At 65.9% G+C, this 12,144-nt stretch carries 10 protein-coding genes; 8 read left to right on the top strand and 2 right to left on the bottom strand.

Going from position 1 to position 12,144, the window contains the following annotated elements:
• Positions 1 to 13 precede the first annotated feature (13 nt).
• Positions 14 to 1,210, top strand: coding sequence for a succinyldiaminopimelate transaminase (dapC, locus tag KSS90_RS06015; RefSeq protein WP_217868599.1), 1,197 nt, complete (start codon positions 14 to 16; stop codon positions 1,208 to 1,210).
• Between the two features lie 33 nt (positions 1,211 to 1,243).
• Here the strand turns inward: dapC and KSS90_RS06010 are convergent, their stop codons facing one another.
• Positions 1,244 to 2,890 (bottom strand): Na+/H+ antiporter, encoded by a 1,647-nt coding sequence (locus tag KSS90_RS06010; RefSeq protein WP_217868598.1) that lies wholly within the window; start codon positions 2,888 to 2,890, stop codon positions 1,244 to 1,246.
• Positions 2,891 to 3,173: 283 nt separating this feature from the next.
• On the opposite strand from KSS90_RS06010, the gene KSS90_RS06005 reads away from it, so the two are divergent.
• The 4 genes from KSS90_RS06005 (at position 3,174) to KSS90_RS05990 (ending at position 6,291) form a co-directional block, all read left to right on the top strand.
• Positions 3,174 to 3,521: an ArsC family reductase gene (locus tag KSS90_RS06005; RefSeq protein ID WP_046854389.1), complete on the top strand. Its 348-nt coding sequence runs from the start codon at positions 3,174 to 3,176 to the stop codon at positions 3,519 to 3,521.
• 42 nt (positions 3,522 to 3,563) lie between these two features.
• Positions 3,564 to 4,598 carry a 2,3,4,5-tetrahydropyridine-2,6-dicarboxylate N-succinyltransferase gene (gene dapD, locus KSS90_RS06000; RefSeq protein ID WP_110701871.1) on the top strand — a complete coding sequence of 345 codons (1,035 nt, stop codon included), beginning with the start codon at positions 3,564 to 3,566 and terminating at the stop codon, positions 4,596 to 4,598.
• Between the two features lie 80 nt (positions 4,599 to 4,678).
• Positions 4,679 to 5,884, top strand: a complete 1,206-nt coding sequence (locus KSS90_RS05995; protein ID WP_217868597.1) for a cysteine desulfurase — start codon at positions 4,679 to 4,681, stop codon at positions 5,882 to 5,884.
• A complete protein-coding gene (locus KSS90_RS05990; RefSeq protein WP_217868596.1) occupies positions 5,881 to 6,291 on the top strand; it encodes a SufE family protein in 411 nt (136 codons plus the stop codon). The genes KSS90_RS05995 and KSS90_RS05990 overlap by 4 nt, the downstream gene beginning before the upstream one ends.
• Before the next feature lie 19 nt (positions 6,292 to 6,310).
• Here KSS90_RS05990 and tcdA read toward each other — a convergent pair whose 3' ends face one another.
• Complete coding sequence (gene tcdA / locus KSS90_RS05985) at positions 6,311 to 7,120, bottom strand: tRNA cyclic N6-threonylcarbamoyladenosine(37) synthase TcdA (protein ID WP_038706694.1); 810 nt, start codon at positions 7,118 to 7,120, stop codon at positions 6,311 to 6,313.
• Positions 7,121 to 7,409: 289 nt separating this feature from the next.
• On the opposite strand from tcdA, the gene KSS90_RS05980 reads away from it, so the two are divergent.
• The 3 genes from KSS90_RS05980 (at position 7,410) to KSS90_RS05970 (ending at position 12,142) form a co-directional block, all read left to right on the top strand.
• The gene (locus tag KSS90_RS05980) at positions 7,410 to 10,001 is read left to right on the top strand and encodes a glycosyltransferase (protein WP_217868594.1); all 2,592 of its coding nucleotides are present in this window, start codon (positions 7,410 to 7,412) and stop codon (positions 9,999 to 10,001) included.
• A gap of 177 nt (positions 10,002 to 10,178) precedes the next feature.
• Entirely contained in the window at positions 10,179 to 11,330 is a 1,152-nt protein-coding gene (gene dapE / locus KSS90_RS05975) for a succinyl-diaminopimelate desuccinylase (protein ID WP_217868592.1), read from the top strand.
• On the top strand, positions 11,330 to 12,142 hold the full coding sequence (locus KSS90_RS05970) for a putative RNA methyltransferase (RefSeq protein WP_217868590.1): 813 nt from the start codon (positions 11,330 to 11,332) through the stop codon (positions 12,140 to 12,142). Before dapE ends, KSS90_RS05970 begins: the two co-directional genes overlap by 1 nt.
• Positions 12,143 to 12,144 lie beyond the last annotated feature (2 nt).

Raw genomic sequence — 12,144 nt, 5'->3', positions numbered from 1 at the left:
AGACCTTGCGCCGATGAACCACGCCCTGACCCAGCTCCAGCCCTACCCGTTCGAGAAACTGCGCGCCCTGCTGGGCACCGTGAAACCGGCAGCCGACAAGCGCGCCATCGCCCTGTCGATCGGTGAGCCGAAGCATGAATCGCCAGCCTTCGTCGCCAAGGCCATGGCTGACAACCTCGACAAGCTGGCGGTCTACCCCAGCACCATCGGCCTGCCAGCCCTGCGCCAGGCCATTGGCCAGTGGTGCGAACGGCGCTTCGGCGTACCGTCGGGCTGGCTGGACGCCGACCGCCATATCCTGCCGGTCAATGGCACCCGCGAAGCGCTGTTCGCCTTCACCCAAGCCGTGGTCAACCGCGCCGAGGCCGGCCTGGTGGTCAGCCCCAACCCGTTCTACCAGATCTACGAAGGCGCAGCGCTGCTGGCCGGTGCCACCCCGCATTACCTGCCGTGCCTGGAAGACAACGGTTTCAACCCCGACTTCGATGCCGTGCCGGCAGAAGTGTGGAAGCGCTGCCAGATCCTGTTCCTGTGCTCCCCGGGCAATCCCACCGGCGCCCTGGTGCCGATGGACACCCTGAAGAAGCTGATCGCCCTGGCCGACGAACACGACTTCGTGATTGCCGCCGACGAGTGCTACAGCGAGCTCTACTTCGACGAGGACGCGCCGCCACCGGGCCTGCTGAGCGCCTGCGCGGAACTGGGCCGCAGCGATTTCAAGCGCTGCGTGGTGTTCCATAGCCTGTCCAAGCGCTCCAACCTGCCGGGGCTGCGTTCGGGCTTCGTGGCTGGCGACGCCGAGATCATCAAGCCGTTCCTGCTATACCGCACCTACCATGGTTGCGCCATGCCGGTGCAGACCCAGCTGGCCAGCATCGCCGCCTGGCAGGACGAGGCCCACGTGCGCGAAAACCGCGACCAGTACCGCGCCAAGTACGACGCGGTGCTCGACATCCTGCAGCCGGTAATGGATGTGCAGCGCCCGGATGGCAGCTTCTACCTGTGGGCCAAGGTGCCGGGTAGCGATGCCGATTTCACCCGCGACCTGTTCGAGGCCGAACATGTGACGGTGGTGCCGGGTTCGTACCTGTCCCGCGAGGTGGAAGGGGTCAACCCGGGCGCCGGGCGCGTGCGCATGGCACTGGTCGCGCCGCTGGCCGAGTGCATCGAGGCCGCCGAGAGGATTCGCGACTTCCTGCGCAGCCGTTGAGTCGTATGGGGCCGCCCTGCGGCCCCTGCGTCACTAGCGAACCTGGCCCAGGTTCGCCTCGCTCATGTCCAACTCCCCCAGCACCTGTCGCACCACCTCATCACCCACCAGATGCTGGCGATGCAGCTCGTACAGTTCCAGGCGCTGAGCACGTAATGCCCGCAGGCGCAGGCGACGCTCCAGCAGATCCATCTGCTCCGCCAGCGCCCGCGCTTCGGCGCTGTCGTTGTAGCTGTCCAGTTCATCTCGGTACTCGGCCATCAACCGCGCCTTCAGCTCGGTGGCCAGGGTGGCCTGGGCAGCGTCCTGGGGCGCATTGGCGTCGATCACTTCCTCGGCTTCCAAAGCATGAATGGCCGCCTCGGCGGTGCGCCGCCAGGCTTCCTGCACTTCTTGGTGCAAGCGCTCGTCGGGGCTCTTGGTCACGCCACGCAGCAGAATCGGCAAGGCAATCACCGCGCTGACCAGCGACAGCAGGATCACCCCGGCGGCGATGAAGATCAGCAGGTCGCGCTCGGGGAAGGCTTTGCCCGCTCCCATCAGCAGCGGCACCGACATCACGCCCGCCAGGGTCACCGCCCCGCGCACGCCGCCGAGGGTCAGCAACCAGCAGGAGCGCGCGGTCGGCATCAGCACCAGCGCCGGCTTGCCGCGCCAGCGCCGCACCACGCCGATCGCCCGCCAGATGCTCTGCACCCAGACAAAGCGCAGCAGCACCAGCGCGGCGAAGATCGCCACCACGTCCAGGCAGCGCCAGGCCAGGGTCGGCCAGACCGTCGCCTCGTCGGTGACCACCGCCTTGATGATGTCCGGCAACTGCAGGCCGAGCAGCAGGAAGATCAGGCCGTTGAAGGCGAACTCCAGCAATGACCAGACACTGCGATTGAGCAGGCGGGTGCTGGTCTGGCGCGGCAGCAGGTCGAGCCAGCTCTGCATCATGCCCGCGGCCACCGCCGAGAGGATGCCCGACACGCCCAGGCGCTCGGCCAGCACGTAGGCGGCGAACGGCAGCAGCAGCATGAACACCACGTGGGTGGCCGGATCGTCCCAGCCGCGGGTGATCATCCACATGCGCAGGCGTCCCACCAGCCAGCTCAGCGCCACGCCCACCGCCAAGCCACCAAGGGCGACGAGCACGAAGGTCAGGCTGGCCTCGGTCAGCGAGAATACGCCGGTGATGGCGGCGGCCAGGGCGAACTTGAAGGTCACCAGGCCCGAGGCGTCGTTCATCAATGCCTCGCCCTGGAGCATGTGCATCAGCGGCGTGGGCAGGCGGTCCTGGGTGATGGCCGAGACCGCCACAGCATCGGTGGGCGACAGCACCGCCGCCAGGGCAAAGGCCACCGGCAGGGGAATGCCCGGCAGCAGCCAGTGGATGAAGTACCCGGCACCGACCACGGTGAACAGCACCAGCCCCACCGCCAGGGCCACCACCGGCCCGCGTATGCGCCACAGCTCGCGCTTGGGCATGCGCCAGCCATCGGCGAACAGCAACGGCGGCAAGAACAGGAACAGGAACAGCTCCGGATCCAGCGCCACGTGCAGGCCCAGAGTCGGCCAGGCCAACAGGGCGCCCGCGCCGATCTGCACCAGTGGCAGCGGCAGCGGCAACACGCGCCCCACCAGTTTCGACACGCTCACCAGCATCAGCAGGATAAGAACGGTATAGGCTGACTGCATCGGCAAGCTTCCTGTGTGATCGGAGAAACGACAGCAAGGCGAAACATCGCCATTGAAACAATATGTTAGCGAGGACCTTCTATCGTGGACCGCTGCACGTTAGTCGCAACCCACCGGCGAATATGTAACACAATGCTACTTGAGACGATGTGACATACATCCCCCTATACCTTCGGGCCCGCAGCCGTGGCGCCAACCCCATCGATACCGCATAATCGCTGCCACCCAATCTTCAAGGAGTATCGGGGACGCCAGGCCACGGCCGGCAGCCCCAGGCATTTCAATGGCTTACACTCTCTACGGCATCAAAGCCTGCGACACCATGAAAAAGGCCCGTACCTGGCTTGAAGAAAAGGCCATTGGCTACGACTTCCACGACTACAAGACCCAAGGCATCGACCGCGACAGCCTGAACCGCTGGTGCGACGAGCATGGCTGGGAAGTCGTGCTGAACCGCGCCGGGACCACTTTCCGCAAGCTCGACGACGCCAGCAAGGCCGACCTCGACCAGGCCAAGGCCGTCGAACTGATGGTCGCCCAACCGTCGATGATCAAGCGCCCGGTGCTCGACCTCGGCGAACGCACGCTGGTCGGCTTCAAGCCCGACCTGTACGCGGCGGCGCTGGCCTGATCACGCATTACGCTCCATCCCCTTTTCGCATGAGGTAATCGCATGTCTCAATCGCTGTTCAGCCTGGCCTTCGGTGTCGGCACCCAGAACCGCCAGGGCGCCTGGCTGGAAGTCTTCTACGCACAGCCTGTGCTCAAGCCGTCCGCCGAACTGGTCGCGGCCATTGCACCGGTCCTCGGTTATGAGGGTGGCAACCAGGCCATCGCCTTCAGCACCGCCCAGGCCGCCCAGCTGGCCGACGCGCTCAAGGGCGTCGATGCCGCCCAGGCCGCCCTGCTGACCCGCCTGGCCGAAAGCCACAAGCCGCTGGTCGCCACCCTGCTGGCAGAAGACGGCGCCCTGGCCTCCACCCCCGAGGCCTACCTCAAGCTGCACCTGCTGTCGCACCGCCTGGTCAAGCCGCACGGTGTGTCGCTGGCCGGCATCTTCCCGCTGCTGCCAAACGTCGCCTGGACCAACCAGGGCGCGGTCGACCTGGCAGAGCTTGCCGAGCGGCAACTGGAAGCACGCCTGAAAGGCGAGCTGCTGGAAGTGTTCTCGGTGGACAAGTTCCCGAAGATGACCGACTACGTGGTGCCAGCCGGCGTGCGCATCGCCGACACCGCCCGTGTGCGCCTGGGCGCCTACATTGGCGAAGGCACCACCATCATGCACGAAGGCTTCGTCAACTTTAACGCCGGCACCGAAGGCCCGGGCATGATCGAAGGCCGCGTCTCCGCTGGCGTGTTCGTCGGCAAGGGCTCGGACCTCGGCGGCGGCTGCTCGACCATGGGCACCCTGTCCGGCGGTGGCAACATCGTCATCAAGGTTGGCGAAGGCTGCCTGATCGGCGCCAACGCCGGTATCGGCATCCCCCTGGGCGACCGCAACACCGTCGAAGCCGGCCTGTACATCACCGCCGGCACCAAGGTGAACCTGCTGGACGAGAACAACCAGCTGGTCAAGGTGGTCAAGGCGCGCGATCTGGCCGGCCAGACCGACTTGCTGTTCCGCCGCAACTCGCTCAATGGCGCCGTGGAATGCAAGACCCACAAGTCGGCCATCGAACTGAACGAGGCACTGCACGCTCACAACTGAGGCTCTGCCTGGGTTTGAGGTGATAAGATCGGGTCTGCTCCTACGGGCAGACCCGATTTTTCATTCCAGGCCCCGCGAACATGTTCCAGCCCTCCCCCTGGCGTACCGATTTCCCGGCCATCGCCGCCCTGCAACGGCAGCACCAGACCTACCTGGACAGCGCCGCCACCACGCAGAAACCCCAGGCCCTGCTCGATGCGCTAAGCCACTACTACGGCCATGGCGCAGCCAACGTACACCGCGCCCAGCACCTGCCCGGAGCCCTGGCGACTCAGGCTTTCGAGGGCACCCGCGACAAGCTCGCCGCCTGGCTCAATGCTGCCGACTCGCGGCAGATCGTCTTCACCCATGGCGCCACTTCGGCTCTAAACCTGTTGGCCTATGGCCTGGAGCACCGCTTCGAGGCCGGAGACGAAATTGCCGTCAGCGCCCTGGAGCACCATGCCAATCTGCTGCCCTGGCAACAGTTGGCGCATCGCCGCAACCTGCGCCTGGTGGTCCTGCCGGTCACCGACCAGGGGCATGTCGACCTGGAACAGGCCCTGCAACTGATCGGCCCACGCACCCGCCTACTCGCCATCAGCCAACTGTCCAACGTACTGGGCACCTGGCAACCGCTGGCGCCGTTGCTGGCACATGCCCGTGCCCAAGGCGCATTGAGTGTCGTCGATGGCGCCCAGGGCGTGGTCCACGGCCGGCATGACGTGCAGCAACTGGCGTGCGACTTCTATGTGTTCTCCAGCCACAAGCTCTATGGTCCCGACGGGGTGGGCGTACTTTACGGCCGTCAGGATGCGCTGGCGTTGCTGCGTCACTGGCAATACGGCGGAGAAATGGTGCAGATGGCGGACTACCAGAGCGCCAGCTTCCGCCCCGCGCCACTGGGTTTCGAAGCCGGCACCCCGCCGATTGCCGGGGTGATCGGCCTGGGCGCCACCCTGGACTACCTGGCCAGCCTCGACGTACATGCCGTGGCCGCCCATGAAACCAGCCTGCACCAGCACCTGGTACGAGGCCTGGCCGATCGCGAGGGGGTTCGCCTGCTCGGCTCACCCGAGGCGGCTTTGGCCAGTTTCGTCATCGATGGCATGCACAACGCCGATATCGCCCACCTGCTGACCGAACAGGGCATCGCCGTGCGCGCCGGGCACCATTGCGCCATGCCACTGCTCAGGCACCTGGGGCTCGATGGCGCGATCCGCGTATCGCTGGGGCTGTATTCCGACAGCGACGACCTGCAGCGCTTCTTCGAGGCGCTCGACAAAGGCCTGGAGCTGTTGCGATGAACCTTTCGCCAGAGGCCAGCCAAGCGCTGGAAGCTTTCGAACAGGCGCGTGGCTGGGAGCAGCGGGCGCGGTTGCTGATGCAGTGGGGTGACCGCTTGGAGCCACTGGGCGACAGCGAAAAGACCGAAGCAAACCGGGTGCATGGCTGCGAGAGCCTGGTGTGGCTGGTGGCGGTGCAGGATGACGGCCAGTGGCGGTTCAAGGCCGGCAGCGATGCGCGGATGCTGCGGGGGTTGCTGGCACTTCTTTTTGTGCGGGTACAAGGCTTGGCCAGCGATCAGTTGGCAGCGCTCGACCTGAGCGCCTGGTTTACCCAACTGGGGCTGGAGCGGCAGTTATCACCGTCGCGCAGCAATGGGCTGCATGCGGTGCTACTGAGGATGGCCGAACTCGCCACCCAGGCCTGAATCACTGCACCGCGCTAACCTAATCAGCCTTGACCCGCTCCGAAGGTCGTCGCGCCCCGGCCACAAGCTTTTCAACGGCCTTGCTCGCCGCGACCATGCCGAAGGTCGCGGTCACCATCATCACCGCACCGAATCCACCAGCGCAGTCCAGGCGCACGCCTTCCCCGACGAAGCTCTTCTGCAGGCACACACTGCCATCCCCCTTGGGATAGCGCAGCTGTTCGCTGGAGAACACGCACGGCACGCCATAGTTGCGACTGGTGTTGCGCGAGAAGTTGTAGTCGCGGCGCAAGGTCGAGCGCACCCGTGAAGCCAGCGGATCGTTGAAGGTCTTGTTGAGGTCGCCGACCTGGATCTGGGTCGGGTCGATCTGCCCGCCGGCGCCGCCGGTGGTGACAATGGCGATCTTGCGTCGGCGGCACCAGGCGATCAGCGCGGCCTTGGCCATCACGCTGTCGATGCAGTCGATCACGCAGTCCATCTGCTCGGTGATGTACTCGGCCATGGTCTCGCGGGTGACGAAATCGGCCACTGCATGCACCGTGCAGGCCGGGTTGATCGCCCGCAGACGCTCGGCCATTACCTCCACCTTGAGGCGGCCCACCTGCCCTTCAAGGGCGTGGGCCTGACGGTTGGTGTTGCTCACGCAGACATCGTCGAGGTCGAACAGACTGATCTCGCCCACGCCGCTGCGCGCCAGGGCCTCGGCCGCCCATGAGCCGACCCCGCCGATGCCGACGATGGCCACATGGGCCTGACGCAGGCGCTGCAAGCCGTCGTCGCCGTAGAGCCGGGCAACGCCGGCGAAGCGTGGATCTTCTGTGCTCATGTGGGTACCTCGAAAAAACCGGCGCGCATTATATGCCAAGGCATGCGCTGTGGGGGGAGCACAGCGCGTGAACACGCCGCAAGGGCGTGGCAGAGCGGCCCGGGGGTTGGAACAAAACCTACCTAGCCTGCTTTAATGTCCTATCAAGCAAATATATCTGGACGACAAGCGAGCGGCCTCAGAACTACATCACTTGCCGATAATCCAACGGATTACCTTCTCCGGCACTTGTACGACCCACGGCCTGCGACAGCGAACCTCGCTCCCCTCTTCGGAACCTCGAACACCTATGTCATCACGTAAATTCGGTCTCAACCTGGTGGTGGTCCTGGCCATCGCCGCGCTGTTCACCGGGTTCTGGGCCTTGATCAACCGCCCGGTCTCCGCCCCCGCCTGGCCGGAACAGATTTCCGGTTTCTCCTATTCGCCCTTCCGCCTGGGGCAGAGCCCGCAGAAAGGCCAGTACCCCAGCGAGGACGAGATCCGCCAGGACCTCGAGCAACTGAACAAACTGACCGACAACGTGCGCATCTACACCGTCGAAGGCACCCAGGCCGAGGTACCGCGCCTGGCCGAAGAGCTCGGCCTGCGCGTGACCCTGGGCATCTGGATCAGCAACGATCAGGAACGCAACGAACGCGAGATCGAAAAGGCCATCGGCCTGGCCAATACCTCGCGCAGCGTGGTGCGGGTGGTGGTCGGTAACGAAGCGTTGTTTCGCGAGGAAGTCACCGCCGAACAGCTGATCGGCTACCTGGACCGGGTACGCGCCGCGGTGAAGGTGCCGGTGACCACCAGCGAACAGTGGCACATCTGGAAGGAGCACCCGGAGCTGGCGAAACACGTCGACCTGATCGCCGCGCACATCCTGCCCTATTGGGAATTCGTGCCCATGAAGGACTCGGTGCAGTTCGTCCTCGACCGTGCCCGCGAGCTGCGCAAGCAGTTCCCGCGCAAACCGCTGCTGCTCTCGGAGGTCGGCTGGCCGAGCAATGGCCGCATGCGCGGCGGCGCCGACGCCACCCAGGCCGACCAGGCCATCTACCTGCGCACCCTGGTCAACACCCTCAACCGCCGTGGCTACAACTACTTCGTCATCGAGGCCTACGACCAGCCGTGGAAAGCCAGCGACGAAGGTTCGGTGGGCGCTTACTGGGGCGTGTACAACGCCGAGCGCCAGCAGAAATTCAACTTCGAGGGGCCGATCGTGGCGATCCCGCAATGGCGCGCCCTGGCCGTGGCCTCGGTGGTGCTGGCGATGATCGCCCTGGCCATCCTGCTGATCGACGGCTCGGCCCTGCGCCAGCGCGGGCGCACCTTCCTCACCTTCATCACCTTCCTGTGCGGGTCGGTGCTGGTGTGGATCGCCTACGACTACAGCCAGCAGTACAGCACCTGGTTCAGCCTGACGGTCGGTGTGCTGCTGGCGCTCGGCGCCCTCGGGGTATTCATCGTGCTGCTGACCGAGGCCCACGAACTGGCCGAGGCGGTGTGGATCCACAAGCGCCGACGCGAGTTCCTGCCCGTGCAGGGCGATAGCGCCTATCGGCCCAAGGTCTCCGTGCATGTGCCGTGCTACAACGAGCCGCCGGAGATGGTCAAGCAGACCCTCGACGCCCTCGCCGCGCTGGACTACCCGGACTACGAAGTGCTGGTGATCGACAACAACACCAAGGATCCGGCCGTTTGGGAACCGCTCAAGGCGCACTGCGAGAAGCTCGGCGAGCGCTTCAAGTTCTTCCACGTCGCGCCCTTGGCCGGCTTCAAGGGCGGCGCCCTGAACTACCTGCTCCCGCACACCGCCAAGGACGCCGAGGTGATCGCGGTGATCGACTCGGACTACTGCGTCGACCGCAACTGGCTAAAACACATGGTGCCGCACTTCGCCGACCCGAAGATCGCCGTGGTGCAGTCGCCGCAGGACTACCGCGACCAGCACGAGAGCGCCTTCAAGAAGCTGTGCTACAGCGAGTACAAGGGCTTCTTCCATATCGGCATGGTCACCCGCAACGACCGTGACGCGATCATCCAGCACGGCACCATGACCATGACCAGGCGCAGCGTGCTCGAGGAGCTCGGCTGGGCCGAGTGGTGCATCTGCGAGGACGCCGAGCTGGGCCTGCGGGTGTTCGAGAAAGGCCTGTCGGCGGCCTACGCCCACAACAGCTACGGCAAGGGCCTGATGCCCGACACCTTCATCGACTTCAAGAAGCAACGCTTCCGCTGGGCCTACGGCGCCATCCAGATCATCAAGCACCACGCCGGCGCCCTGCTGCGCGGCAAGGGCAGCGAGCTGACCCGTGGCCAGCGCTACCACTTCCTGGCCGGCTGGCTGCCATGGATCGCCGATGGCATGAACATCTTCTTCACCGTCGGCGCCCTGCTGTGGTCGGCGGCGATGATCATCGTGCCGCATCGGGTCGACCCGCCGCTGATGATGTTCGCCATTCCGCCGCTGGCGCTGTTCTTCTTCAAGGTCGGCAAGATCCTGTTCCTCTATCGCCGCGCGGTGGGGGTCGACCTGAAGGACGCCTTCGCCGCAGCCCTGGCGGGGCTGGCGCTGTCGCACACCATCGCCAAGGCGGTGCTGTACGGTTTCTTCACCAGCAGCATGCCGTTCTTCCGCACGCCGAAGAATGCCGACAGCCATGGTCTGCTGGTGGCGATTGCCGAGGCCCGCGAAGAGCTGTTCATCATGCTGATGCTGTGGGGCGCGGCGCTGGGGATCTACCTGGTGCAGGGGCTGCCGAGTTCGGACATGCGCTTCTGGGTGGCGATGCTGCTGGTACAGTCGTTGCCGTACCTGGCGGCATTGGTGATGGCGCTGCTGTCGTCGTTGCCCAAGCCTGCGCAGAAGGCTGCCGAGGCGCAGCAGGCTTGAGATCGCCGGGGGCGCTTTGCGCCCCAATCGCCGGCAAGCCGGCTCCCACAGCCGCAAGGGCTGCGCGGTACCTGTGGGAGCCGGCTTGCCGGCGATTGGGCCGTGCCGACAACCTGTGTTTGATATAAGATAACGCCCCTCAGATTTCCCGCCCTGCCTTGCCCCCGGAGTCTTGCAATGACGGCCCCAGCCGAGCTTTCGCCTACCCTGCAACTGGCCTGCGACCTGATCCGCCGCCCGTCGGTCACCCCGGTCGATGCCGACTGCCAGACCCAGATGATGAACCGCCTGGGCGCCGTCGGCTTCCAGCTCGAGCCGATGCGCATCGAAGACGTCGACAACTTCTGGGCCAGCCATGGCACCCAGGACGGCCCGGTACTGTGCTTCGCCGGCCACACCGACGTGGTGCCCACCGGCCCGGTGCAGCAGTGGCAGCACGAACCGTTCGAGGCGCTGATCGATGCCGACGGCATGCTCTGCGGCCGCGGCGCTGCAGACATGAAGGGCAGCCTGGCGTCGATGGTGGTGGCCAGCGAACGCTTCGTCCACGACTACCCGAACCATCGTGGCAAGGTCGCCTTCCTGATCACCAGCGACGAGGAAGGCCCGGCGCACCATGGCACCAAGGCCGTGGTCGAGCGCCTAAAGGCGCGCAACGAGCGCCTGGACTGGTGCATCGTCGGCGAACCGTCCAGCACCACTCTGCTCGGCGACGTGGTCAAGAACGGCCGTCGCGGCTCGCTCGGCGCCAAGCTCACCGTGCGTGGCAAGCAAGGCCACGTCGCCTACCCGCACCTGGCGCGTAACCCGATCCACCTGGCCGCGCCGGCCCTGGCCGAGCTGGCCGCCGAGCACTGGGACGAAGGCAATGCGTTCTTCCCCCCGACCAGCTTCCAGATCTCCAACCTCAACTCTGGCACTGGCGCCACCAACGTGGTCCCTGGCGAACTGACGGCGCTGTTCAACTTCCGCTTCTCCACCGAATCGACGGTCGAGGGCCTGCAGCAACGCGTCGCAACGATCCTCGACAAGCACCAGCTGGAATGGAGCATCGACTGGGCGCTGTCGGGCCTGCCGTTCCTCACCGAGCCGGGCGAGTTGCTCGATGCGGTGTCGTCGAGCATCAAGGCGGTCACTGGCCGCGAGACCCGACCATCGACCAGTGGTGGCACCTCCGATGGCCGCTTCATCGCCACCATGGGCACCCAAGTGGTCGAACTCGGCCCGGTCAACGCCACCATCCACCAGGTGGACGAGCGCATCCTGGCCAGCGATCTCGAACTGCTGACCGAGATCTACTACCAGACCCTGGTGCGGTTGCTCGCCTGATGCTCGCCTGCCCTCTCTGCCAGGCGCCCCTGGCGCGGCTCGACAATGGCGTGGCCTGCCCCGCCGGCCACCGCTTCGACCGCGCCCGCCAGGGCTATCTGAACCTGCTGCCGGTGCAGCACAAGAACAGCCGCGACCCGGGCGACAACCAGGCCATGGTCGAAGCCCGTCGCGACTTCCTCGACGCCGGGCATTACGCCCCGGTGGCACGCCGCCTGGCGGAACTGGCGGCGGAGCGCCAGCCGCAGGCCTGGCTGGACATCGGTTGTGGCGAAGGCTACTACACCGCGCAGATTGCCCAAGCGCTGCCGGCGGCCGACGGTTACGCCCTGGACATCTCCCGCGAAGCGGTCAAGCGTGCCTGCCGCCGTGTACCCGAGGTGACCTGGATGGTGGCCAGCATGGCCCGCGTGCCCATGGCCGATGCCAGCTGCGGCTTCATCGCCAGCGTGTTCAGCCCGCTCGACTGGCAGGAGGCCAGGCGCCTGCTCGCCCCGGGCGGCGGCCTGATGCGGGTCGGCCCGACCAGCGGCCACCTGATGGAGCTGCGCGAGGTGCTCTACGATGAAGTGCGCCCGTACGCCGACGACAAGCACCTGGCCCTGGTCCCTGAAGGCATGGTCCACGCCCACGGCGAGATCCTCGAGTTCCGCCTGAGCCTGGTCGAGGCCAAGGCCCGCGCCGACCTGCTGGCGATGACCCCACACGGCTGGCGGGCCAGCGCCGAGAAGCGCGCACAAGTGATCGACCAGCCCGAACCCTTCGTGGTCACCGTTTCCATGCGTTATGACTATTTCGTGCGCCAAGACTGAGC

This window comes from Pseudomonas maumuensis (assembly GCF_019139675.1).
GTDB lineage: Bacteria > Pseudomonadota > Gammaproteobacteria > Pseudomonadales > Pseudomonadaceae > Aquipseudomonas > Aquipseudomonas maumuensis.
This window is presented reverse-complemented; position numbering and strand designations above follow the sequence as displayed.

Coding starts and splice junctions, on each gene's coding strand:
- KSS90_RS05970 (WP_217868590.1), top strand. CDS start 11,330: ATGCTCGCCTGCCCTCTCTGCCAGGCGCCCCTGGCGCGGCTCGACAAT.
- dapD (WP_110701871.1), top strand. CDS start 3,564: ATGTCTCAATCGCTGTTCAGCCTGGCCTTCGGTGTCGGCACCCAGAAC.
- KSS90_RS05990 (WP_217868596.1), top strand. CDS start 5,881: ATGAACCTTTCGCCAGAGGCCAGCCAAGCGCTGGAAGCTTTCGAACAG.
- KSS90_RS05995 (WP_217868597.1), top strand. CDS start 4,679: ATGTTCCAGCCCTCCCCCTGGCGTACCGATTTCCCGGCCATCGCCGCC.
- dapE (WP_217868592.1), top strand. CDS start 10,179: ATGACGGCCCCAGCCGAGCTTTCGCCTACCCTGCAACTGGCCTGCGAC.
- tcdA (WP_038706694.1), bottom strand. CDS start 7,120: ATGAGCACAGAAGATCCACGCTTCGCCGGCGTTGCCCGGCTCTACGGC.
- KSS90_RS06010 (WP_217868598.1), bottom strand. CDS start 2,890: ATGCAGTCAGCCTATACCGTTCTTATCCTGCTGATGCTGGTGAGCGTG.
- KSS90_RS06005 (WP_046854389.1), top strand. CDS start 3,174: ATGGCTTACACTCTCTACGGCATCAAAGCCTGCGACACCATGAAAAAG.
- dapC (WP_217868599.1), top strand. CDS start 14: ATGAACCACGCCCTGACCCAGCTCCAGCCCTACCCGTTCGAGAAACTG.
- KSS90_RS05980 (WP_217868594.1), top strand. CDS start 7,410: ATGTCATCACGTAAATTCGGTCTCAACCTGGTGGTGGTCCTGGCCATC.